The sequence below is a fragment of the Burkholderia sp. BCC1047 genome, assembly GCF_902833155.1.
In the GTDB taxonomy this organism is placed as follows: Bacteria; Pseudomonadota; Gammaproteobacteria; order Burkholderiales; family Burkholderiaceae; genus Burkholderia; species Burkholderia sola.
In genome coordinates this window covers 124,865-146,033 of sequence record NZ_CADFEH010000019.1, presented here as the reverse complement: position 1 = coordinate 146,033, position 21,169 = coordinate 124,865, and the positions used below count along the sequence as shown (strand labels likewise).

Annotated in this window: 23 protein-coding genes; 15 read left to right on the top strand and 8 right to left on the bottom strand. The window is 62.0% G+C overall.

Annotated elements, in window-relative coordinates; genetic code table 11:
* The first annotated feature begins 211 nt into the window (after positions 1-211).
* The 4 genes from HWX55_RS20460 to HWX55_RS20445 all read left to right on the top strand — a co-directional run bounded on the left by HWX55_RS20460 (position 212) and on the right by HWX55_RS20445 (position 4,532).
* Positions 212-727 carry a hypothetical protein gene (locus HWX55_RS20460; RefSeq protein WP_175657521.1) on the top strand — a complete coding sequence of 172 codons (516 nt, stop codon included), beginning with the start codon at positions 212-214 and terminating at the stop codon, positions 725-727.
* Positions 728-936: 209 nt separating this feature from the next.
* Positions 937-1,542 (top strand): DUF4400 domain-containing protein, encoded by a 606-nt coding sequence (locus tag HWX55_RS20455; RefSeq protein WP_175977065.1) that lies wholly within the window; start codon positions 937-939, stop codon positions 1,540-1,542.
* A gap of 357 nt (positions 1,543-1,899) precedes the next feature.
* A complete protein-coding gene (locus HWX55_RS20450; RefSeq protein WP_175977064.1) occupies positions 1,900-2,793 on the top strand; it encodes an ATPase in 894 nt (297 codons plus the stop codon).
* A 17-nt stretch (positions 2,794-2,810) separates the two neighbouring features.
* Positions 2,811-4,532, top strand: a complete 1,722-nt coding sequence (locus tag HWX55_RS20445; protein WP_175977063.1) for an ATP-dependent helicase — start codon at positions 2,811-2,813, stop codon at positions 4,530-4,532.
* A gap of 32 nt (positions 4,533-4,564) precedes the next feature.
* Here the strand turns inward: HWX55_RS20445 and HWX55_RS20440 are convergent, their stop codons facing one another.
* From HWX55_RS20440 to HWX55_RS20430, 3 genes are all read right to left on the bottom strand, one after another.
* Positions 4,565-4,759 (bottom strand): hypothetical protein, encoded by a 195-nt coding sequence (locus HWX55_RS20440; RefSeq protein ID WP_175977062.1) that lies wholly within the window; start codon positions 4,757-4,759, stop codon positions 4,565-4,567.
* 435 nt (positions 4,760-5,194) lie between these two features.
* Positions 5,195-5,602 carry a polymer-forming cytoskeletal protein gene (locus HWX55_RS20435; protein WP_175977061.1) on the bottom strand — a complete coding sequence of 136 codons (408 nt, stop codon included), beginning with the start codon at positions 5,600-5,602 and terminating at the stop codon, positions 5,195-5,197.
* A 942-nt stretch (positions 5,603-6,544) separates the two neighbouring features.
* Positions 6,545-7,153 carry an AcaB family transcriptional regulator gene (locus HWX55_RS20430; RefSeq protein WP_175977060.1) on the bottom strand — a complete coding sequence of 203 codons (609 nt, stop codon included), beginning with the start codon at positions 7,151-7,153 and terminating at the stop codon, positions 6,545-6,547.
* Positions 7,154-7,771: 618 nt separating this feature from the next.
* On the opposite strand from HWX55_RS20430, the gene HWX55_RS20425 reads away from it, so the two are divergent.
* From HWX55_RS20425 to HWX55_RS20375, 11 genes are all read left to right on the top strand, one after another.
* Positions 7,772-8,038: a hypothetical protein gene (locus HWX55_RS20425; RefSeq protein WP_124680417.1), complete on the top strand. Its 267-nt coding sequence runs from the start codon at positions 7,772-7,774 to the stop codon at positions 8,036-8,038.
* Complete coding sequence (locus tag HWX55_RS20420) at positions 8,035-9,309, top strand: hypothetical protein (protein ID WP_175977059.1); 1,275 nt, start codon at positions 8,035-8,037, stop codon at positions 9,307-9,309. Before HWX55_RS20425 ends, HWX55_RS20420 begins: the two co-directional genes overlap by 4 nt.
* Positions 9,310-9,477: 168 nt before the next feature.
* Positions 9,478-9,963: an NADAR family protein gene (locus tag HWX55_RS20415; protein ID WP_175977058.1), complete on the top strand. Its 486-nt coding sequence runs from the start codon at positions 9,478-9,480 to the stop codon at positions 9,961-9,963.
* Positions 9,964-10,042: 79 nt separating this feature from the next.
* Positions 10,043-11,407, top strand: coding sequence for a metallophosphatase family protein (locus tag HWX55_RS20410; protein WP_175657530.1), 1,365 nt, complete (start codon positions 10,043-10,045; stop codon positions 11,405-11,407).
* A gap of 192 nt (positions 11,408-11,599) precedes the next feature.
* A complete protein-coding gene (locus HWX55_RS20405) occupies positions 11,600-12,124 on the top strand; it encodes a hypothetical protein (RefSeq protein WP_175977057.1) in 525 nt (174 codons plus the stop codon).
* Positions 12,112-14,433 carry an SMC family ATPase gene (locus tag HWX55_RS20400; RefSeq protein ID WP_175977056.1) on the top strand — a complete coding sequence of 774 codons (2,322 nt, stop codon included), beginning with the start codon at positions 12,112-12,114 and terminating at the stop codon, positions 14,431-14,433. The genes HWX55_RS20405 and HWX55_RS20400 overlap by 13 nt, the downstream gene beginning before the upstream one ends.
* A 78-nt stretch (positions 14,434-14,511) precedes the next feature.
* Positions 14,512-14,688: a hypothetical protein gene (locus tag HWX55_RS20395; RefSeq protein WP_006757240.1), complete on the top strand. Its 177-nt coding sequence runs from the start codon at positions 14,512-14,514 to the stop codon at positions 14,686-14,688.
* Positions 14,689-14,710: 22 nt separating this feature from the next.
* Entirely contained in the window at positions 14,711-14,908 is a 198-nt protein-coding gene (locus HWX55_RS20390) for a hypothetical protein (protein ID WP_175977055.1), read from the top strand.
* 60 nt (positions 14,909-14,968) lie between these two features.
* On the top strand, positions 14,969-15,376 hold the full coding sequence (locus tag HWX55_RS20385; protein ID WP_175977054.1) for a hypothetical protein: 408 nt from the start codon (positions 14,969-14,971) through the stop codon (positions 15,374-15,376).
* A gap of 86 nt (positions 15,377-15,462) precedes the next feature.
* Positions 15,463-16,023: a phospholipase D family protein gene (locus HWX55_RS20380; RefSeq protein ID WP_175977053.1), complete on the top strand. Its 561-nt coding sequence runs from the start codon at positions 15,463-15,465 to the stop codon at positions 16,021-16,023.
* Positions 16,024-16,095: 72 nt separating this feature from the next.
* The gene (locus HWX55_RS20375) at positions 16,096-17,898 is read left to right on the top strand and encodes a phosphoadenosine phosphosulfate reductase family protein (RefSeq protein WP_175977052.1); all 1,803 of its coding nucleotides are present in this window, start codon (positions 16,096-16,098) and stop codon (positions 17,896-17,898) included.
* Between the two features lie 140 nt (positions 17,899-18,038).
* On the opposite strand, the gene HWX55_RS20370 is transcribed toward HWX55_RS20375, so the two are convergent.
* The 5 genes from HWX55_RS20370 to HWX55_RS20350 form a co-directional block, all read right to left on the bottom strand.
* A complete protein-coding gene (locus HWX55_RS20370; protein ID WP_175977051.1) occupies positions 18,039-18,230 on the bottom strand; it encodes a hypothetical protein in 192 nt (63 codons plus the stop codon).
* A gap of 225 nt (positions 18,231-18,455) precedes the next feature.
* Positions 18,456-18,935: a hypothetical protein gene (locus HWX55_RS20365; protein ID WP_175977050.1), complete on the bottom strand. Its 480-nt coding sequence runs from the start codon at positions 18,933-18,935 to the stop codon at positions 18,456-18,458.
* Between the two features lie 82 nt (positions 18,936-19,017).
* The gene (locus tag HWX55_RS20360) at positions 19,018-19,935 is read right to left on the bottom strand and encodes a site-specific integrase (RefSeq protein WP_175977049.1); all 918 of its coding nucleotides are present in this window, start codon (positions 19,933-19,935) and stop codon (positions 19,018-19,020) included.
* Positions 19,936-20,081: 146 nt separating this feature from the next.
* Positions 20,082-20,474 (bottom strand): DUF2471 family protein, encoded by a 393-nt coding sequence (locus HWX55_RS20355; protein ID WP_175977048.1) that lies wholly within the window; start codon positions 20,472-20,474, stop codon positions 20,082-20,084.
* Between the two features lie 100 nt (positions 20,475-20,574).
* Complete coding sequence (locus HWX55_RS20350) at positions 20,575-20,874, bottom strand: H-NS histone family protein (protein ID WP_175977047.1); 300 nt, start codon at positions 20,872-20,874, stop codon at positions 20,575-20,577.
* Between the last annotated feature and the right edge of the window lie 295 nt (positions 20,875-21,169).

The following is a 21,169-nucleotide window of genomic DNA, read 5'->3' as shown; positions in this document are numbered from 1 at the left end:
CACGTCGATCACTCCGTTCCCCTGCCCGTTGCCGAGCAGGTCAGTGTTCTACGTGGGTCAATATTCGATGCAAATTACTGCGTAGGGTGGGTCAGGATTCCGTGCAAATCAACAATACAGACCCTTCCGAACCTGCAGTACTTCATGCGGATATCGGGCGGCGCGGTGTACCAGGGACGTATTCCAATTCTTACAGGCTAAACAACCAAGCATGTCTGCCGTATTCAAAAAAATCATTCGCGAGCACAAACTTTCCGCCCACCTGACGCCGGTGTTCACCTTCGCGCCCGAGCTCGAGCTTGTATGTACGCGCGTCGCAGAGTTCGTCGGTGAGCACTTCATCGGGAAGGCGGAGCCGCTCGTCAAGGAGATGTTCGTGGACGGCCTTGCAGCATTCAAGCGCGTGCGCAAGACCGGCGATCCGCATGTCGCGTTCATGCAAGGCCTGTTCGGGTCGGCACACATGCTGTATGCGCGGCGCTTTGTCGTGCGCGATGGCGATCGCTGCCATGTCTGGTCGCCGATGTTCGAGCCGGTAACGGCCTTCGAATCCCGGTTCAAGCAGGCGCCGGAGATGGTAGACGAGCGGTGTCCGGAGAACATCAGCCAGAAATCGGCCGCGTTCCAGCTGGCCGCTCGTGCGCTGACCGGTGAGACCTTCAGACTCTACTTTGAGGAATACGATGTCGCTCACACATTTTCTGATTCGGACGCTCACGCGGCTTGATGACCATACCGTGAGCCGAGTGATCTCGACTGCGGCGGCGCAAGATGAGCCGACAGCGTCGCCTCCGGCGGAATTTCGGCGGGGCAGAAATGCGATGGCATATGCGCTGGCGACTTTCATTGGAAGGAGCCCTGTCCGGTTCTACGTGGGGCTGTCCGGTCTGATTGCGTTGCCGATCTACTTGGTCGGCACGCTTGTCGGGGACTTCTATGGCTGGTAGCCGGTTTGTCGGGCACATCAAAATGTGGTTCTTTTTCGTGCCCCTTCTGTCCGTTGCACTCATGCCGGCAGTACCCGACCCGTCGCTGTTCGAGATCCCTGATGCAGAGGCCGCGTCTGTGGCCAACAGCCTCGGCGAGGTCCGGACAGCGGATGCCATTGAGGCTACAAACCGAACGTTCAAGCACTACTTCATCGAGACCGGTCTGGTGCAGGCATCGATCGAGTCGACGGGCGAGTCCCAGATTGAGGATGGCGGAGTGGCAAACTTTGCCAGCCGGTGGGTCCACAATTTCTGGCGTCTCGTTTACCGCATGGTGTATCGGCTCACCGTGATGAAGTACTGGCTGCTGGGTGTGCTGGTGTTTGGGATTGCAATGTTCATCGACGGGACAGTGCGCCGCAAGGTCAGGGCTGCGGCGGCCGGCTACGTCAGCCCGCTGTCATTCCACCTGGCCGGCCACGGCATATTGCTGGTGTTCGGCGTGACGTTCACTGTGCTTGTCGCGCCAATTCCCCTCCTCGCGCCATATTGGCTCGCGATCGCGGCGTGCCTGGGCGCGCTGCTCTGGAAAGCGGCATCGTCGTATCAATGACGGCGGAAAGCTACGGCATTTCGTATAGCTTTTTGCCTTTATGCCCGCAACCGGTTGAGCGCCGCTTCGTCTACGGAGCCGAGAAAAGCTTATTGAAACAGATGACGTTTCCACCGATTCGGTGTGCCTGCCCGGGCCACAATGAATCATGATCTTCGGTCCTCGGAAAGCTCGACTCCCCGTAGAGCTTTCGGCCTTGCCCCCTCTCCCCCGGAGGGGGCTTTTTTTTGTCCGGCGCTGGGCCGGACGCTGCGAAAGGCGCGCGAAATCGTTCACGTTTCGGGCGCGTATCGCGGCACAGGCCCGCAAGAATAGACGCAAGCCGCACGTGCGGTCAGTCAACCAGAAAGGATCCACATGAGCACGATCAACGAAGAAGCGCACGTCGGCACCGAAACTGCGGACGTGGCGGCCGACCACGCAGCTGCAAGCGAACTGCCGGGCAGCGGCGTGCAGGCAGCGACCGGAGAGCTGGCCGAGAACGATGTCCGGCAGACAACGGACGGCGCGGACGATGGAGATGTTGAGCGCGAACTCGACGAGATGGAGCGATCGGCCGGCATCCTCCAGCGCGAAGGGCTGATCAGCGCCGAGGAAGCAGTCACCAAGCTGGAAGAAGTCGCTCGCACGCGTACGCTGTTCCGCGACCTGCCGCCTGAGCAGCGCGCACGGATCGTTCAGCGCCGTCGCGAGATCGGGCGCGAACTGATGAGCAAGCAGCTGTCCGGCGCCGCCGTCGTGACCGCTCGGGTCACGATGAAGCATACGCGGCTGAAGCCGCTTTTCGAGCAATGGTGGCCGTACCTGAACCGGATGACGATCAACATGCAGCGCTTCGGCCGCGCGACCTACGGCGCGAACGAGCAGGGGATCGTCAGCACGTGGTTCGAGAAGCAGCTGGACCAACTGGAAGGGTACGTGAACGAGCAGCTCGACGTGGCGAAGGGTTTCCGGGAAAAAACGGAAACCGAGATGCGCGCGCGCGGCGAGACGGTATTCGAGCCCACCGTGACGAAGCCCTCTCTCGATATCGAGGTCGAAGCATACTCGCGGTTCTCGATGCGGCTGCTTTCCGTGATCCTGAAATTCGACCAGGTCATGGACCACTTCGACTTCCTGGTCTGGAACGGCATTCGTGACCAGTCCGACGTCGACGACGAAACCGTGCGCTTCCTGCGCAAGTTCCATCCGGTCGGCCTGCGCGGCTACACGACCCACCTGAAGCTGATGAACACCGTTCGCGGTAACTGATCTTGAAGGCCAGTGCCATGCTCGACAAGTTGAATCCCCAACAGCGCGAGGTGGTACTTCTGCGCCGCCACTGCCTCGCGATTGCGTGCCCGGGGGCGGGCAAGACCAAAATGAGCGCGGCGAAGGCCGCCTTCAGGCTGCAGGACCCGACGGCGATGGTGGGCGCTGTAACCTTCAGCAAGGACGCGGCCGTCGAGCTGCGCGAGCGCATTCTCGCGTTGGCGCCGCCAGATGCCAAACGCCGCCTGATCGCCGGCACCTTCCACTCGCTTGCGTACAAGCAGCTTCAGCAGCCCGGTCGCGGGCGGCCGGACATTGCCTCGGATGGGGATCGCCTCGGAATGCTCGGGCGGGTGCTCGCGGAGCTCGGATACGACTGGAAGGTCGAGGAGGCTGTACCGATCGTCGAGCGGATCAAGACGAACTTTGGCCGGGCCGATGAGGGTTCGGCCGAGGCCGCGCTCTACGCTGCCTACCAGGAAGCGCTGGAACGCAATGGCAAGATCGACTTCCAGGATATGTTGCGCCTCGCCGTCGAGCGGATGCAGAGCGGGGACATAAAACCCTACCGGTTCACCGACCTGCTCGTCGACGAGTTCCAGGATACTGACCCCTTGCAGTTCCGTTGGGTCGAGCTGCACGCGCGCGCTGGCACACACGTCACGGTAGTGGGTGACGACGACCAGAGTATTTACGGGTTCCGAGCCGCACTGGGGTTCCGGGGCATGGAGAGCTTCGCGAGCACGTTCGAGGCCCAACGCGTGGTGCTCGGGAGCAACTATCGATGCCGCGCGGAGATCCTGGCGGCGGCGGACAGGGTGATTCAGAACAACGTCGACCGCATGCCAAAGGTCCTCCATGCGGACCGCGGCGCCGGCGGCGTGGTCGCGGCGCGCCGATTCGACGACGAGTATGGCGACGCGGTGGCCGCGGTCGAAGCGCTTCAACCGAAACTGGCTGCCGGCGAAAGGTGCGCAATCCTCGCCCGTACCAACCGGATCCTCGATCCGATCGAATCCGTGTGTCGATCACATGGCGTGCCGTACTACCGGGCGTCGGGCGGGTCCGTGCTCAACAAGCCGCAGGCAGCGTTGATGTGCAATCTGCTGCAGGTCGTCGAAGGTCACAAGCAGAACGGTATCGACGCCGTCTTGGGGTACATGGGCATGAGTTCCTACGACCTCGGGGCGTTGCACAAACGGATGGGTACGGCTTTCGTCCAGCTGCAAAAGCAGGAGCTGGTAGGCCTCGGGCTGCGAGAGGACACCGCGACAGCATACCGGGCCTTCATGAAGCGCCTGGGCGAGTGGCAAGCGCTTTGCCAGCGATCGTTCCATTCGCTCGCGCTCGAAGGCGTCTACGAGTGGATGATGACGTATGCCAAGGGCGACGTCGCGATCCGGGCCATCCAGTGCATCTACGACGTGGTGAGCCGCCTCAATGGCTCGTTTACCGAGCGCATTGAGTTTTTGAAGCGGGACAACAACAAGCCGGGCGATGGCGTCCTGGTGCTGACGACGATGCACAGTTCGAAGGGGCTGGAGTACAACCACGTCTGGATCAGCCGATCGGAGGAGGGCGTGGTGCCGGACGACAAGAGCCCGGAGTCGGAGGAGCGGCGCTTGTTCTACGTCGCGATGACTCGAGCTCGAGACAGCCTCACCATTTCGTCGATCAAGAAGAACGCGGTGTCGCGGTTTGTTATCGAGTCCGGGATCGAACAGAAATCGGCCGCGTGAAGCGGCCGAAATTGTGTGCGTTCGCGGACCGGTCAGTCGCCCTTGTTTGCCGACACGAAGATGGTTGCTAAGGCGGCGGCGAATGCGATGCAGGCACCGGTATAAAACAGACCTGCAGGCAGGATCGATGTGGCGGGTGAGTCACCTTGGCTGATTATCACGCCCGTGAGGCCGAGTCCGACGGCGCATGCAACCAGCAAGAGGGCGAGGAAATGTGAGGATTTCATTCTGGGTGTTCTCGTAGTTGGAGAAATGTAGCTTGGAACGGGGCTTCACGGCCGCTGGCGCCCGAATGAGTTGCGCCGTCGATTCTTACGGGCGGTCGACGCGAGGTTTGCGGGGGCCGTCTTGGCCATGCCTCCACCACTCGACCATTAGGCTTCCGAAGGCCGGCGGCAGACCAACGATCAAAAGATAGGCGATGAGCGCGATAGGAGCTTGAAGCAGCCCGATGCTCGCGACGCCGTCGTCGCCATGGGCGAGCCAATGGGCTACAAGATCGACTATGTGTTCGATAGCTCTGCTCGTTAAGTTGTCCGGCGCGCCCCGCAATGGAGCTAACCCGCTCCATGCAAGGGTGGCGGAGGCGGCCAACGACATAATCGCGACTGCGACCACGACGATGTGCTGTAGAGCCTTGGTGACGCTTCTTTTTGGCTTGTTCACGCTGTCGGGAGTGCGGTAGTTTCGGTAGCTTCGGGGAGCGGGGTGACAGTTGTCGCTGCTTCGATGACCAGATCGCGTGGCACGCGCTTCAGCTGTCCGTTGAGAGCCGCATGCGGGCCGAGCCGGATCGTACCGCAATAGAAAACGTTCCCATTCACGCGGCCGTTGATTTCGAGCGTGTCGCGAGCGTGGACGTCACCTTGGACGACGCCGTCGATTCGTACCAGCTCCCCCTGCACTTGTCCCTTCACGATGCCCCCTGCGCCGATGTGCAGCAGGCCGGCGGTTGAGATGATGTCGCCGTTTGCGATCGCGAAGACGCTCAAACCGTGGTCGAGAATCATGGTGCCCTCGACGACCAGACCGGGAGCAAGGATCGTCACGTTGACCGGTTGTGCTTTCATAGGAGACCTCTTAGAACAGGGGGACGTCGCCAGCCTTGGCAGGCGTTCCGGATTTCGGGGTGTGCTCGGGCTTCGCCGCTTCGATCCGTGTCGCCGGAGCGGACGCCTCGACGGCGGCCGAGTCCTGGCGCTGCCGAGCGGGTGTGCGGTGGGCCCGGTGCGGGACGGCCCTCGGTTGCGCGGCGGGCCGGATAGTCGGCACGGATGCAGCAGGCGCCGCGGCAGCTGCGGGGACGGCCTGAGCCGGCGCGGGTGGAGCCGGTGGTTGGCCAGCACCTGCACCGGCAGCGGCATGGGCAACTCGAACCGGGGATTCAGCAGCCTTTGCCGGATCGGGCCGGGCGGCCGCTGTTGATAGCTTCGTCAGTGCCGGCGAACCGGGCGCCTCCGACGCGCGCAACGCGTCGGCACTGACACGGGGCGGGCTGGCCGCGGCACGCTCGGCGGGCTCGCTGAAGTCGGCGCTGGTGAGCGGCGGCTTCGATACGTTCGGTGTCGAGGCCGTACCGACCTGTACAGGCGTGGTACCAGGGGGCTGCGACGTCGCCGGATCGATGTGCGCGGAGGCTTGCGGCGCATGAAGGGAGCGCCAGAGTTTCGCGGTACACACTCCTGCGACGGCGGCGCCCAGCGCCACAGCGACGACGATGGCAGCCGGCCGGCCGAACCGCCGGCCGGTCGACGCGAGACGCGCGGACACCAGCGGTCGTGGCGATTCATGCCGGTCGGGGGCCGGGAGCGCTCGTATATGGCTATTGATGTCGATGACGACAGGTTGCGACGAGTATTGGGCGTGCAACGCCTGGATCTCTCGAATGTCCAAAATGTGCTCCGTGGTTGATCGAGACGTCGCAACGTCGTTCGAACGCGCGACAGGCTCAGGACGAGCTTATTCACCGGACGACAATGTCAACGTCCGGCCTGATTGCAGAAGCGAAGTCGTCAGTCGCGAACGGTGCCGTCGCCGTCGTACCGATCGTTGTCCGGAATGCACACGGTTCTGACGTGCAGAATTCGGCCCTCGGCGTTCTTGAGGATGTTGGCGCGGTCTTGCGGCGTGATCTTTTCGGCGAGCTGCGCTTCCATCGACGCCGTAAAAAGGCGGTCGTACTGGGTCAGGCAGCGCACCAGCAGACCGGCGAGCGGCCGCGTCACTTTCAGTTCGATCTGTTCGTACGGAAACGTCAGGGACCGCGCGTTGTGTCGTTCGACCCAAGCCGTCGCTTTTCGCATCCAGTCCGCTGTGTCTCTCAGTGCGGTTTCGAGCGCCCGGACCTTGCCACCGCGGGCAACCGAGATCTTGGCTGCGCAGAAGTTGTAGTCGCTTCGAATGAACGTGCGGGCGAAGACTGAACTGTAGTGCAGGATGGTGACCGCGTCGGAATCCGGCACGATCTTGTCGATGCGGCTGTCGCTTGTCAGGCGCTGGATCGGCTTCAATCCTGTCGACGTGGCGAGGCGAACCGCCGGGTCGGCGGTTGGTGTTTCGTTTTGCGTGGGCGTGTCAGGTTGCCCGCGCCCTTCGTGCGGTGGTTCGAGAACGGCAGACATGATTTTTTCGGGTGGTCTCTCTCATTGACAATTCTGAGCGAGCCGCTCGAGGCGCGTACCGGCAAAAGCGTGGCTGTTTTCGTGAGCTTTTCGGGGGTTGCGTGGCGGAATAATCGCGATACTGACTCTACTTCTCGCGTCCCTGACGCATCGACCTTGACTTCGCTGGCCGAAGTCCATCTTTTGTACAAGCCGTGCCAATGGGCATGCTCCGACTGGTTGGCAACCAGTGTGGAATTCCTTTCTGATGAGCGCCTCGCCCGCGCTCCCCATTTCAGTCATGAAACTCGTTGCTGGCCGCATTCATTTGCGCCGCGACGTCGTTCGAGCCCGGACAACGGGTGTCTCTCTCCAGGCCTCTGTCTGGGTAGAACGACTGTAGTCGACTGAGCCGTGAACCTGCGTCGGAATGGCACTTCCGAAAATGGGCTGTAGCGCAGCGTGACCATGCTGTGCGAGGACGACCTAACGTCCTCTATATGAGCCGACCGGCTCCCTGAGCACCACGTCCCCGGAAGGGACGTGGTGCTTGGGTCATTTATCCGAATCCACGAAGCGCGTTCCTCCACCGAGGAACGCGCTTTTTTTTCGTCGTTTTTTTCTGTCCCGGAGGTCCCTGTGCTTCCCAATCGACTCAATTCCCGGATTGCCGACGTGATCAGCCAAACGATCGCGGAGGAAAGGTCGGCTACCGACACGACGTCACCCGCCTGGCGGGAGCGTTGCGAGGTAGCGCAAGTCGCGATGTTCACCGACTCCGACCGCCGGATTTTTCTGTCCAGCATCGCCCACCGCCGCGGAGAGGCGGTTGCCAATGCGCTCGAGCAATCAGCGGACGCGTTGCGCACCCAGGCGATCATCAAACTCGCGAGGAAACTTTCATGAATGCAGTTGTCAGTATGGTCGGCGGCCCCATACGGAGCGTCGTCGAAGAACGGACGATGCGCCCGCCCGTGATCGGGAAGATCCGGCCCGGCATCAAGGTCCTGACGTCGGCCGCCCGGGGCAATCCGGATGCGGTTGCGCTGTACGAAGAGATGGTGGCCGCCGGCGACTCGTTCGAGACGATCGGCAAGGCGATCGAATCCCGTTGTCGGCTTAAGCATGCGCTGGCGCCGCGCAACACCGATCACTTCACCTGCCGTCGCTCGGACTTCAACAATCCGGACGTGGCTGACGAGATTCTCCGCCTCTACGGTGAGGATCGCGGGCAGGGCGTCAGGCTCTATCGCTTCCCGGTGCTGTTCGCCTTCAACGACTGGATGCAAAACATCCCGAACGAGATGGCGGCGTGGGGCGCAAGCGGTCGCAAGTACTTCTCGCAGTACGGGCCGGATGGTCTGCGGTATTGCAAGACGTACGCGAAGGTCGAGCGCGATCGGCATGCGCAACGTGCGACTCGCCATTTCGGCGGTCGCGACGTGATTTTCCGTCAGGACGACGCGATCCCGGATGGCATCTGCAACCCCGAGCAATGCCCGCAGTACCAAAGCCGCCAATGCAACCTCGGTGCCCAGTTCATCTTCGCCATTCCCGATATCAAGGGACTGGGTTTGATTGAACTCCCGACGAACTCAATCTACGTCCTGCAGAAAGCATACGCGGCGATGAAGACGGTTCAGCTGGCCCGGGGCAAGCTGACGGGCACTCGGTTCTGGATCTCGAAGCGGGAATTCGACATCACGCGGATCAATGAAGCGGGCGAGGCGGTGCGTCAACCGCAGATGCTGACCGTGCTCGACGCGGATATCGACATCGGCGCCCTGCTCGACGGCGCGGAAGACGTGCCGTTGGCGATCGAGGTCGCTGGATCGCCAACGCCGGCAGATACGGGCAGCACCGTGATTCAGCTTCACCCGGCAGAGGGCGAAACCCACGCCAGGCGCGCTGATCAGGTTGAACCCGGCGACGGCTCGCCCGAGTCGATCGAAGAGAAGCGTCACCGCATGCAGGACCTGCTGCAGCGGCTCCGCTTCGATGACGACGAGCAACGCAAGGCGTTTCGTGTCTACGGTCACTTTCGATTCGGCCGCGGCTGGACCGAACGCCCTGCCGACGTCGACAAGATGGTCACGCGGCTGACGACGGCATTGGAGGACCCGACTTCGCTTCAACGCGAAATCGGTGCCGCTGTCGAATCGTTCCACAACGGCTAAATGACACCCCTTTCGCCGGCCCTTCGGGGCCGGTGTCTTTTTCCTCACGTCATCTCCCCGAGAGTCCTTCAGCAAAGCTATTTGCTCAAGTGCTTTCGACAGCGTGGCTCACGCATCGAAATCGTCCGCGCAAGCGGCCATCTTTTGACCCTTCCTCTGGAGGATCCCATGCGCCGGATTGGCAACATTACGGCGTTCTTTGGCGCCGCCGACGTGTTCAGCAATTGGCACCCGTGCAGCTTCACGTTCCACGAAGTGAAGTTCAACTGTGTTGAGCAGTTCATGATGTATGCGAAGGCAATGCTGTTCGACGATCACGTGACCGCGGAAGCGATCCTGGCGTCGACGTCGCCACGCGAACAGAAGCGGCTCGGGCGGTCGGTGCGCGGTTTCGACGAGCAACGTTGGATCGAAGCGCGCGAAAAGATCATGTTCGTCGGCTGTCGAGAGAAGTTTCGACAAAACGAAGCCTTCGCTATCGCGCTGCTCGCAACGGGGACCTCGGTCCTGGTTGAGGCGAGTCCGTATGACCGCATCTGGGGCATCGGGCTCGGTGAGCACGACCCGCGTATCGCCGACCCGTCGGCCTGGTTGGGATTGAACCTGCTTGGCGACGCCCTGATGCGTGTACGGGACGTGCTGTCTCGGTCGTGATTTCCCTTCTTGCGCCGTGTAGCGGCGCGAATTATTTCTGGCTGCCCTCGGGCGGCCATTTCTCTTTCTGGAGGCGTCGATGAAGATCGCGCATTTTTCTGACCTGCATTACTCGCCGGGAAACCTCGACGAGGCGGACCGGTGCTTCTCGCATGCGGTGGGTGACGCCATTGCGCGCGAGGCTCTTGTGGCGGTCATTAGCGGTGACTCGACAGATCACCGTCTTGACGCGCACGCGCCGGCGCTGAACGCACTCGCCACGCGGGTGCACCGTCTCGCGCAAGCGATGCCGGTGCTTATGCTGCAGGGCACGTTCTCACACGAGCCGCCCGGCACGCTGGACAACTTCGCGCTGATGGGCGCGCGATATCCGGTGGCCATTGCGGACCGGGTATGTCAGGTGGCGCTCTACGACGGAAATTTCTGGTTCTCGCGTGGTCCGGTTTTCGATGATGACGAGGTCCGGCATCACTTGGATTGCGAGCCGGAGGTGATTTTCACCTGCCTTCCGACGATGAACAAAGCGGATCTGGCGCTGCGCGTCGGTGCGCTGGCGGCGTCGACGGATCTTGCAGATACGCTCGCGGGGTTCTTGTGCGCTGCCGGGCGGATTAACGCGGCGTTTCGTGCGGCCGGTGTCCCGACCGTCGGTGTGTCGCATGGCACCGTGAACGGCTGTCAAACGGAACATGGCGTCACGATGGCGGGGTTCGATCACGAGTTCGGCCTCGGCGCGCTGTTTGCGGCGGAATGCTCGGCGTTCATGCTTGGCCATATCCACAAGTATCAGACGTGGGAGCGCGAGGGGCGCTTGGTGGGATATCCGGGATCGATCGGGCGTTTCCACTACGGCGAGCTCGGCGACAAGGGCTACCTGTTGTGGGAGGTCTCCGCCTCGGATGCACGGGCCGTACTTGTCCCCACACCGTCTCGTGAAATGGTCTCCGTCGCGTTTGACGGGCCGCCTGACACGGACGCGCTGCAAGCGCTTGCAGCGGCATCGGCCGGGAAGTTCGTGCGCATTCGCTGGCAGATAGATGAAGAGCATAAGCAGCTGGTCGACCGCAAGGCGATCGAAGCGATGTTCTCGGCGGCCGCTGGCCTGAAGCTTGAGCCGCGTGTACTTCCTGTCATGCGCAGCCGGGCGGAAGGGATCAGCACCGCGCCGACCGTCGACGCAAAGCTGACCCGATGGTGCGAGTTGAGCGATGTCGACGCTGTCCCGCTGGTTGATCGGCTGCAACTGCTCGAGACCGGAGATCCGGAAGCGATCACGGAGTCGATCCTGGCGCGGTTAGCTGGCGACAGCGCGTCGACAATCGATCAGCCGTGCCCGTCGGGCGCTACACCGATACCGATGCCCATGACGGGCGCCGCCAGCGACGATGCAGTGGCAACCGCCGACGAACCGTCCTGGCTCACCGATGACCTGTTCGCGGCGTAGTGCCGCTCACCGACGGTTCCCCGTCCTTTTCGAACACTAGCCGTGTTCCGATAGCCCGTGTGGCTATCGAAACGAGGTTCACCCCGCGCCTTTGGCGCATCGAAGGCAGCTTTGCTGCATCCATTTTCTTTCTACCCTGACGGGGCGTGTTCCCGGCAGGGGCGCACTCCGTCTCAAATCCGGAGTGCGCTCATGTTTGGTCTCTATCCTGCTGGTGTCCGTTGGGCCCAGTCCTTCGCCGCGTCTACCGACGCCAAATCCCTGCAGAAGCTTCTCGTCGATCACGGCGGGTGCACGGCAGCACTTTTCCACCAACCGTTCGGCGCCCAGCGGGGCGCGGTCATTGCACAGCGCGACGGCATGTTGGTGTTGACCCACGTGCTTGACGCCGACGGGGCCGAGATCGTCGTTACGCCAGGCGTCGAGCTGCAAAACCTGCTGTGGTCCTTCGACGCTGGTTACTCGGGCCAGTGGTCCGGCCGCGAGCTGCAGATTCTCACCGGTTGTTCCAACTGGGATTCGATGCTCAAGCAGACGTCGGACGCGTTCAGCCGTCTCTGTGGAACGGTGCAGGCCGCCGTTGACGGTACGTTGGCGAAGCCGGCATCCCGGCCCGAACCGACGCTTCCGGTCGATGACGAGGATGTCCCCTTCTTCCTGCCTGACGAGTATCTGCAGCCCATCTCTCTTTCGGAGATCCAGTCATGCGACCACTGAGACTGTTGCTTGAAGGGTTCTATGGCGTCCGGGACGGGATGAAGCGCGACAGCGTGGAACTCGATCTGGAGTCGTTGCCCACCGGGTTGATCGCGTTGACCGGGCCGAATGGCGCGGGCAAGACGACGATCATGGACAACCTGCACCCATACCGGATCATGCCGTCGCGCGCGTCCAAGCTCTCGGTCGATGCGTTCTCGTACTGGGATCACGTCTGCGGGGTGCAGGCACGCAAGGAGTTCGAATGGGAGCACGATGGCTTGCGCTATCGGTCGACCTTCGTGTTTCGCAAGCCAGGCAAGACCGGCAAGGCGGACTACTTCCTGTTCTATCGCTCGACGGACGGCGAGTGGCGTCCGGTATCGCTGCCGGATGGCACGGTGTCGGACGGCAAGGGTGAGACCTATGACCGCTGCGTTGACGCGATCTGCGGCTCCCTCGAATCGTTCTTCACGAGCGTGTTCTCGGCGCAGAACCGTCGGCCACTCGCGTCCTACGGTGCGACCGAGATCAAGGGGCTCCTCGCGGAGCTGCTGAAGATCGATCACCTCCGCGCACTGTCGACCAAGGCTGCTGATGTCGCGAAGGCGCTCACCCGGAAACTCGGTGTGGTGCAACAGGAGCTCGCTGCATTCTCCGGGAAGCGCGAGCGTGTTGACGAGACGCGCAAGGCGATCGCGACGGCCGCGGCAGATATCGCGGCGGCGCGCGAGAAGCGTACGGCCGCGCAATCGGAGATTGCCACGCTGACGCAACAGCACGCGGTGCTCGTTGCCAAGCAGGGCGAGAACGCGGGCACTTCGGCGCGCATGCGTGAACTCGGTGTGCGGCGTAGCGAGCTGCAGGCATCGCTCCAGATGTTGGAGCGTGACAAGCAGGCCGACGACAAGCGCCTCGCCCAACGCGCTTCGGCGCTAAGGGAGGCGATCGCGGGTCACGTAGCGGTTGTCCGACAGGCAGAGCAGATCCGTGGCGCTGCGGCCGCTCGAGACGAAGCCCAACTTCGTGTCGGGAAGGCCGAGGCACTGATCGAACCGTTGCAGCGTGCAATCGAACAGCTTGATGCGAAGCGGTTGCGCGTGGCCACGGTCGAGTCGGCGCTCGCCGGGTTGGAATCGCAGGGTACGGCGAAATCTGACCTGATCCGAACCTTGACCGAACAATCGTCAGTGATCGGATCGGTGCCGTGTGCAGGGATGGATATTCATGCGATGTGTCCATTGCTCGCGCAAGCGAGAAATGCGGCCCAACAAGTCGACGTCCAGACCGTCTCGCTGAAAGACTTGCGCACGCGCTATCGGCAACACCAGACGGAGTTGAAGGAACTCGCACCGTCGGTTGAAGCGCTGTTGGCCAAGCGGACCGAGCTCCAGCAGGTGAACACGGAACTCACGGGCGCGCGTCAGGCCCTTCAACGTGCTACCGATCTTGCTGCGCGAAAGCCATTGCTCGACGCGGCGGAGGCCGGGCTGACGAAGGCCCAAGGCGAACTCGAATCGCTCGATGTTGAGCGAAGCGAGGCGTCAAAACGTCGGGAGACGGAATCGACGCGGCTCACTGGGTTGTTGCGTGAAGTCGAGGCGGAGGTCTCGCGCCTGGCTGCTGTCGATGTGACGCAGGCGATTCTGGAGGTCGATCGACAGTTGGTTGCCCGTCGTGACGTCTGTACCGCGATGGACGCTCGGATCGAAGCTTTGATCCGGACCCAGGCCACCTGCGAAACGACGTTGGCGGCACTCGAGCGCGAGCTGGAGGGCTTCTCGGCGACGCAAGCATTCGCTGAGCACATTTCGGACGAGATCGCGCGGTGGAAGTTGCTCGCGAAGGGCCTCGGCAATGACGGCGTGATAGCGCTGACGATCGACGACGCTGGCCCGGCACTAACGCAGACGGTGAATGACCTGTTGCTCGCGTGCTATGGCACGCGGTTCACGGTCGAGATCCAGACGCAGCGGATCTTGGCCAGTGGTGAAACGCGCGAGGGGTTTGAAATCCTCGTGCACGACGCCGAAAACGACAGCAGCAAGGTGGTCGGCGTGATGTCCGGTGGTCAGAAGGTCTGGATCAACGAGTGCCTGACACGCGGCGTCGCCCTGTATATCGCCGCGAATGCGGGACAGCCGTACGAGTCGCTGTTCAGCGACGAGTCAGATGGTCCACTTGATCCTGATCGCAAGGCGCAGTTCATGCGCATGAAACGCGAGGTTTTGCGTCAGGGCGGCTATGCACGTGAGTTTTTTATTTCGCAAACGCCGGACCTGATTGCCGAAGCTGATGCGGTCATCGACGTGGCCGCACTCGCGAGGTAGTGCGGCACACATTTTTAACCCTGGTGGGGATCGGTCCCCACAGGGGCGTTCCTCGCCTTTTTCTTTTCGAGGAACGCAATGAAACTGAAGTCGAATTCTGCTGCTCTGGTTCGAAGCCTGACGGTTTCGATCCGTCCGAAACCCATCCGCACGGGTACGGAGCACGTCTACGAGCTGAACGGCTCGCGGCTGCGCGACGTGCTGGTGAACGGACGCTGGGTGACGGTGGCCACGGCGGCCGTCGCCGCATCCTGAATCGTCGACGGAGGAATGTGCGATGAACGGGATGACGAACTTGGTGATGCTGCTGATTGCTATGCACGGCGGCGCGCAGTCGCCGCCGCCGGTGTACCGCTACGCGGTGGCTTCTGTGGCCGCTGTACGGAAGCGGCAGCCGATGAGAATGGATGCGGTCATCTGCAAGGATGGCCAGGTCCACACTTTTCCCGCGGGCTACCCCAAACCCTGCATCTAATCCCCTAACCAGCGGCCCTGCTCTCGCAAGAGAGTGGGGCCCTTTTTTTGAGGTCCCTATATGCCACTTCTGAATGTTGATCTTGTTCAGCTCGCGTCGAGTCTTGTGCCGGAAAGCGAGCGCGATTCGTTCGACGCGATGTCGGTTCGGGCGCGTCTGGCGACCCTCTCGATCGTCGCCGATCAAGCTGGGAACTCGTCAGTGCGCGATGTTGCACTTCATGCGCTGACGGTGATCGACGCTCCGGCCTATGTCGGGCTTTCAGCGGTCCGGATCGCGCTCCAATCCAGTTGCGCGTTACTGCGTATTCCGGCCGATCGCTTCGACTTTCTCGTCGCGGTTGGTAGCTCGGCTGTTCCGCAGAAGGAGGGGTACGCGGAGTTCGCCAGGTGGCCGCGGGAGGACAGCGATCGGTGGCTTTTGACCGTCACCGCGCGTGATGTGGCGAAAGCATTGGCGAACCGCTAGGGCGTTCGTCACAACGTTTCGATGGCGCATCTAAACGCCCCGCGCGCGACTGGAGCGGGGCCTCTCATTTTCGTTTGGAGATACCTATGAAGAAGCAAATCGGTTGGGCCGTACTGGTGGCATGGCTTTGCTGTTTCGTCGCGATCGCGCTGGGCGGTCGTGCTCAGGCGGAGACGTCGCCGCGGGTTGAAGTTGCGTTCTCGCCGGACGGCGATGCTGAATCGCTGGTGCTGCGGACGATCGGCGAAGCTCGCCAGTCGATTCGCGTGCTGGCCTACTCGTTCACCGCACCGGCAGTAACTCGCGCCTTGATCTCCGCGAAGCGGCGAGGCGTCGACGTCGCGGTGACGGTCGATGCCCGCAGCAACTTTGACGAGGACCGCAGCGGTCGTGCTCGTGCAGCACTCGGGGCTCTCGCGTACGCCAGCATTCCGGTCCGGGTCGTTAGCGTCTTTCCGGCCCAGCACTCGAAATATCTCGTTGTAGACGGTGTGACCGTCGAAACTGGCAGCTACAACTATTCGCAGCAGGCGCGGCACAACGCAGAGAACGTCATCGTGTTGCGCGGGGATGCTCGCGTTGCGGATGCGTACCTGAAAAACTGGGACGCGGTGTCGGCGCGCGGCGAGTTGTATCGCGCGCCCTGATAGTCTCATTTCTCTCAACCCACGCGGGATCAGCTCCCGTGTGGGGCTGTTCCTGCGTTACTGGAGCAGTACATGTTCTCTGAAATTGTGGTGAAGATGGAGTCGGCGATCGAGGCACTCGTCGCGCTGATTCGACAGGGATTCACGCTCTCGAACGCGCTGAGCGGCGGGAAGGACTCGACGTGCACGGCGATCCTTATGCTGGAGGCGGTGCGGCGCGCTGGTGCGGAGGTGTCGCGCGAGCACTTCGTGACGAGCGCCGACACGACGATCGAAAATCCAAGCATGCATTGGCATCTGCAGGTGATGCTCGACGAGATTCGAGACGCCTTTGTGAATGCCGGCGTGCCGGTATCGGTGCACGTCGCTAAGCCATCCCTGGCGTCCCAGTTTGTCGTTGCGACGATCGGGCGTGGCACGCTTCCCCGCACGCCGGAAAACGGCGTGAAGAACGGGAAGCGGATTCGTGCGTGCGCGGCCGACTGGAAGGTCGACCCGCAGAATCGGTTGCGGATCGCACTCGAGCGTTTGGCGGCCACCGGTGGCAGGGGCGAAGTCGTTACCGTACTCGGCAACAGGTTCGGTGAAAGCGGCAGCCGCGCAACGGCCATGGCGGCCCGCAACGAGAATGCGTTGAGACCCGTCCGGAACGCGGACGGATTCCTCACGTTTTCACCGATCGCCGACTGGTCTACCGACTGTGTATGGACGATGCTCGCACTTTTCGCGGACGATTCAGGTCGCCCTTTTCCATCGCCCGTCTCTAGCGAGTCGATTCGGCGCCTGTCGGATCTATACCGTGCTGGAAACGAGGGAACGTGCGGGGTAATTCTCGGTGAGGGCGGCGCCCGCGCCGCGTGCGGATCTCGATTCGGCTGTGCATTCTGTTGCGTGTCCGGCGAGCGCGATCGCTCGATGGAATCGATGGTTAAGGAGACGGGCCACCAGCATCTGGAAGGGCTGAATCGATTCCGGAACTATCTGGTCGCGGTCCAGTGGGATCTTGGTCGCCGCGAGCTCGTCGGCCGGAAGCTAAGCGACGCCGGATACTTGGCAGTCAGGCCGGATGTCCTGTCGTATCGGGAACGGCTCCGGTTGCTGCAGTACCTACTGACGCTCGACGTGCTTGAGGTCGAGCGCGCCGTACAGCATGAAGGCGGATTGGCTGCTGGCGAGATACCTGACACGCCCGAAAACCGAGCGCTTTGCGACGTGCAGTTCGAGATGATCACGCCGGCGCAGCTGGTGGCGATCGATTTCTACCTCTCGATGCACCACTATGCGCCGCATGCCTTTCCAGCGCTGTCCGTCTGGTTCGACATTCATCGCCTCGGTCGGCGCTTCCACGTCCCGGTCGTCGACCCACTACCGAAGGTCGATATTCCACACCATGGGTGGTTCTTCGTCGGCGCATACGATGCCGACGTGCCCACGGATGGCCTTCGCGACTATGGGGCGGAACAGTGGAATCGTTATCGTCATCCGGCCCGGGCGAGCCGCTATGCACGCACGAAATCGGGCGAGCAGATCGTTTATTTCGAAGAGAGCGACCAGTTCGAGGTGGACATCGAAGCCGCTTGCGCGTTCGTCACTTGCAGTTTCGACTCTGCCTGGTATGTGAAGGCCCAGCAGCACACTGGGATGGAGTCGGCCCGGTTCTGGTTAAACGAAGGCATCTTGACGCTGCCCGGCGGCATGTCGGGCAGGTATCAGGAGATGGCGAAGCGCGGGCAGTATTTCGCCCATCTCGCCGAGCGTTATAACCTGACGCCGGCCGAGCTTGATCGATTCCTCGTCGACAGGGCGATCTCGAACTCTGAGCATCTCACGATGCTCAACTTGGCGCCCGTCGACCTATTCTCGCAGGCAGCCTGAAGAAAAGCGATCTTGCATACAGCCCGGCACTTACGTGTCGGGCTTTTTTTTCGGGCACGGCGCACACCTGTATCAGACGGTCCGGTCCTCGGATGCCGCGTGATCAAAGGGCAACGGTGCGCCAGTCGCGGCCGATGCTCTTACGGAAGCAGTTCTCCGCCTGAAAGCAAATGGGCGCAAAAACCAAGAACGGCAAGGATTAAGCCTGTCACCGCCTGCACGTCGTGCGAGATCCCGAGTTTCCCGATAAATTCCAGATGGGCATACATCCCGGAGGTGATAAGGAGGCCTCCAATGAGCGTAAATACAACTGAGATGATCTTCAACCCCATTCTTCTTCCCTTTTAGTCTTCACGTCGTGGCCCACGGCCGTGACCACGTACAGCATATCGGTATTCTCCGGCCCTTCTTTAGCCCGGCCCAGAGCTTTCGAGAGCGCGCTGGATCGTTGTGCGTCAATGTCGGGTCCGGGACCGACCCGACCCCGGCAGTTGACTGCGGAAGTTCCCTCGCGCACGAGATCGCCGCCAGGGGCATCCTATCCCGTAGCCAACATGCTACGCGCTGGCAGGGGCGCTCAGAATGGCCGCGAGGTCGTCCGCCGGCGGTGTTGGTGTTGCGTCAGTTGTCTGGAGGCGCGCTCGTCCGACCACCAGATTCCGGGAGTCGATAGAGATTCGCTCGATATGACGACCCCTCGCGGCACGCTCGGCCGTTCGCTGGTAAGGATGGCCACGATGAATGTAGTCCTCGAGGTCCGCCTCGACGAACACGATGTGGTGTTGGTCCGAGTCGGTCAACGCGACGCACAGCATGTCGAACGGGATGCCGGGCAGCTCACGGTCAGCGATGCGATTAAGAATTCCATCGCGAACATTGTGATCGTGGATCAGAACGTCCTTTGGGCCGTCGTAATTTTCGACTTGGACGATGACCTGCTTCGGATTCGACGTCAGCTTCAGCATCCGGTAGCGGCAGATGAATATGCGACCCTTCGCAAAATAGATAAGGCCCGTATATTTAGATACGTAGTCCATAATTAATGCCTCGACAAGAAAGAAGCCAGCGAACGTGCTGGCTTTTTCAGACTATCGAGGTGCAAAGGAAGTCAAGTCGGGGTCACGCGTGGAGCCCGCTCGATATCGTTGCCCGAATGCGGATCACTGTCCGCTGACTGGAGAGGCCCAGCATCTGCATGACGTCGTCGTTGCTCCTGCCAGCGAGCAGCAGGCGGCGAGCGAAAGTGTTGCGTAGCGTGCGCGGGCTCATATCGGGAACGCGAATATCGACCGCGACCAGCTCGTCCCGAACGATCCGGCCGAGCATCTCGTCCGTCATCGGGCCGCCGGCACGGGGCGATGGAAACAGGAGCGGGCTGTCGGTGGTCGCAGCGAGATTTCTCCACCGCGCCAGCGCCGGCTCTGCGAATCCCTCGATGTTGATCCGACGTGCTTCGCGCGGACCGCGCTTCGGTATACGGAGGTGCGGCCGAGCAGGCGACAGGTCGAGGTCGGCGGCGGCCGCCTGCCGGATTTCCTGCGCGGTGATACCGGTCGCCAGCAAAAGTCCAACGATCGCGCGGTTGCGCAACGCCCGATCGTCGAGCCCGTCGATGGATCGAATCGAAGCCTGCAGTCGATAGTCGTCGTCCTCGATGAGGTAGATGGGAACCGGCTCGTCTTCCGGCCACGTCTGCGTCAAGGTATAGACCGCGGCAGGATTCGTTTTCCGTACACCGACGTCGACCAGGTGCCGGCCAAGCCGATCGAGGAGCTTCTGGTACCGCAGGCGTGTGGTGGTGCCGGGTTTGCACCGTCGATCGAGATCGGCGAAGAACGATTCGAGGTGGTCTGGCCCGAAGGTGGCCAGCGTCCGCTGCGCTGCGGTCAGGTGGCGCATGAAGCGCTCGAACATGGCTTCATGCTGGACGATCGATCGTGGGGAGAAAGCGCGCCGATCGGCGCCTGCCGCTTCGGTGCGTTGCCACTGCTTGTAAGCGTCGGTCGGTGCCGACAGCCAGAGAGTCGGATCGTCCATTTGACCTTATATACTGAATATTGGCTGCCCCAAGCATAGCGCGAATCTTCGATTCGCGCCCCTTGCCTGCAGAAAGGAGAGGCCCTTCATCCGGTTACCGTCGTGGACAGCGATACGCAGCTCGTCGAGCCCACGAGGTACGTCGCTCACGCCGCGTCCCTTCCGTTCTGAGAGGTGGGAGTGGCCATCAGGAGCTCTCGGACGGACCGATAGACGATCGGCAGCGATGGATCCGACCAACTCCAGTTGACGAGGCCGCTGAAATCGACGCCCGGCAGCGTCGCCGGCCCGATGCGTGGCAGTGCGTCGACGATCGCTGGATCGTTGCGACTCTGAAAGGCCAAATCGGAAAACGCTTGCTCTTCGATCTCGAGCAATAGCGGCCAGCTCAGATCATGGGTAAGGCCGGCGCTGATATAGCGTGCTGTGAGTGAAGTCGCAATGCGCCGCAGATCTTCCGCTGCGAGCGCGAGCGCGTACCCGAACCGAATCGGGTCGTACTCCGGATCGTGGCAATTAGCTGTGGGGGCGAGGTTCATAGGGAACGGCGAGAAAAAGGAGCGGCGGCTGCCGCCCGGCAGATCGCGAGTGGCAGCCGCGCCTGGCACCCTCTGAATGTATCCAGTGTTTCGCGAAGGTTCAAGACTGGGCGGCGCTGCGCTGGATCTCGAAGAGCGCGCGGTCTTTGCCGTCAATCCAGGCAGGAGGGCGGCCCCGGCCGCTCCAGGTCGCGCCCGTTTCGGGATCGCGATACTTCGCGTCTGCGCGGCCGCGCTTGCGCATTGCCCGGGCGCCGTAGACCTCCCGAGCACTGATGTCGAATTCGCTTACGAGCTGGCGCACCTCGTTCAGAGCATTTTCCCGCACAGCTCCTTTGGCGGCGTCAATTTCCGCATCGAGTGCGGCGCGCTTTGCGAGAAGTTGTTGGTATGTCGACATGTTTCCTCCATTCATGGTTGGGAAGTTGGTATCGACTACCTTAACCAATTCGAACCAAAGTCAAGTCTGCATCGACAGGCGGCCGTGAAGGGCCGGCATCCAAAGAGGCGCAGATGGCGATCCGCCAGCAGTGCGAGGCACTCGCGCTGGAGAAGGTCAGTGCGCAGTTTGTTCGCGAGCCGTTGCAGAGCGCGACGACTCAGCAGTAGGCGGGTCGCATGGATCGAAAAGACGTTAATCGCGGCGGTCGTATAGCTAGGTGGGCAATTGCCGCTACTGTCCGACTGGGGCAACG

What these genes read in the sequence shown, in the direction of transcription:
- HWX55_RS20400 (WP_175977056.1), top strand. Translation starts at nt 12,112, where the DNA reads ATGCGACCACTGAGACTGTTGCTTGAAGGGTTCTATGGCGTCCGGGAC.
- HWX55_RS20430 (WP_175977060.1), bottom strand. Translation starts at nt 7,153, where the DNA reads ATGTCTGCCGTTCTCGAACCACCGCACGAAGGGCGCGGGCAACCTGAC.
- HWX55_RS20370 (WP_175977051.1), bottom strand. Translation starts at nt 18,230, where the DNA reads ATGGGGTTGAAGATCATCTCAGTTGTATTTACGCTCATTGGAGGCCTC.
- HWX55_RS20360 (WP_175977049.1), bottom strand. Translation starts at nt 19,935, where the DNA reads ATGGACGATCCGACTCTCTGGCTGTCGGCACCGACCGACGCTTACAAG.
- HWX55_RS20420 (WP_175977059.1), top strand. Translation starts at nt 8,035, where the DNA reads ATGAATGCAGTTGTCAGTATGGTCGGCGGCCCCATACGGAGCGTCGTC.
- HWX55_RS20350 (WP_175977047.1), bottom strand. Translation starts at nt 20,874, where the DNA reads ATGTCGACATACCAACAACTTCTCGCAAAGCGCGCCGCACTCGATGCG.
- HWX55_RS20405 (WP_175977057.1), top strand. Translation starts at nt 11,600, where the DNA reads ATGTTTGGTCTCTATCCTGCTGGTGTCCGTTGGGCCCAGTCCTTCGCC.
- HWX55_RS20390 (WP_175977055.1), top strand. Translation starts at nt 14,711, where the DNA reads ATGAACGGGATGACGAACTTGGTGATGCTGCTGATTGCTATGCACGGC.
- HWX55_RS20410 (WP_175657530.1), top strand. Translation starts at nt 10,043, where the DNA reads ATGAAGATCGCGCATTTTTCTGACCTGCATTACTCGCCGGGAAACCTC.
- HWX55_RS20375 (WP_175977052.1), top strand. Translation starts at nt 16,096, where the DNA reads ATGTTCTCTGAAATTGTGGTGAAGATGGAGTCGGCGATCGAGGCACTC.
- HWX55_RS20450 (WP_175977064.1), top strand. Translation starts at nt 1,900, where the DNA reads ATGAGCACGATCAACGAAGAAGCGCACGTCGGCACCGAAACTGCGGAC.
- HWX55_RS20385 (WP_175977054.1), top strand. Translation starts at nt 14,969, where the DNA reads ATGCCACTTCTGAATGTTGATCTTGTTCAGCTCGCGTCGAGTCTTGTG.
- HWX55_RS20455 (WP_175977065.1), top strand. Translation starts at nt 937, where the DNA reads ATGGCTGGTAGCCGGTTTGTCGGGCACATCAAAATGTGGTTCTTTTTC.
- HWX55_RS20355 (WP_175977048.1), bottom strand. Translation starts at nt 20,474, where the DNA reads ATGAACCTCGCCCCCACAGCTAATTGCCACGATCCGGAGTACGACCCG.
- HWX55_RS20445 (WP_175977063.1), top strand. Translation starts at nt 2,811, where the DNA reads ATGCTCGACAAGTTGAATCCCCAACAGCGCGAGGTGGTACTTCTGCGC.
- HWX55_RS20365 (WP_175977050.1), bottom strand. Translation starts at nt 18,935, where the DNA reads ATGGACTACGTATCTAAATATACGGGCCTTATCTATTTTGCGAAGGGT.
- HWX55_RS20395 (WP_006757240.1), top strand. Translation starts at nt 14,512, where the DNA reads ATGAAACTGAAGTCGAATTCTGCTGCTCTGGTTCGAAGCCTGACGGTT.
- HWX55_RS20380 (WP_175977053.1), top strand. Translation starts at nt 15,463, where the DNA reads ATGAAGAAGCAAATCGGTTGGGCCGTACTGGTGGCATGGCTTTGCTGT.
- HWX55_RS20415 (WP_175977058.1), top strand. Translation starts at nt 9,478, where the DNA reads ATGCGCCGGATTGGCAACATTACGGCGTTCTTTGGCGCCGCCGACGTG.
- HWX55_RS20440 (WP_175977062.1), bottom strand. Translation starts at nt 4,759, where the DNA reads ATGAAATCCTCACATTTCCTCGCCCTCTTGCTGGTTGCATGCGCCGTC.
- HWX55_RS20460 (WP_175657521.1), top strand. Translation starts at nt 212, where the DNA reads ATGTCTGCCGTATTCAAAAAAATCATTCGCGAGCACAAACTTTCCGCC.
- HWX55_RS20435 (WP_175977061.1), bottom strand. Translation starts at nt 5,602, where the DNA reads ATGAAAGCACAACCGGTCAACGTGACGATCCTTGCTCCCGGTCTGGTC.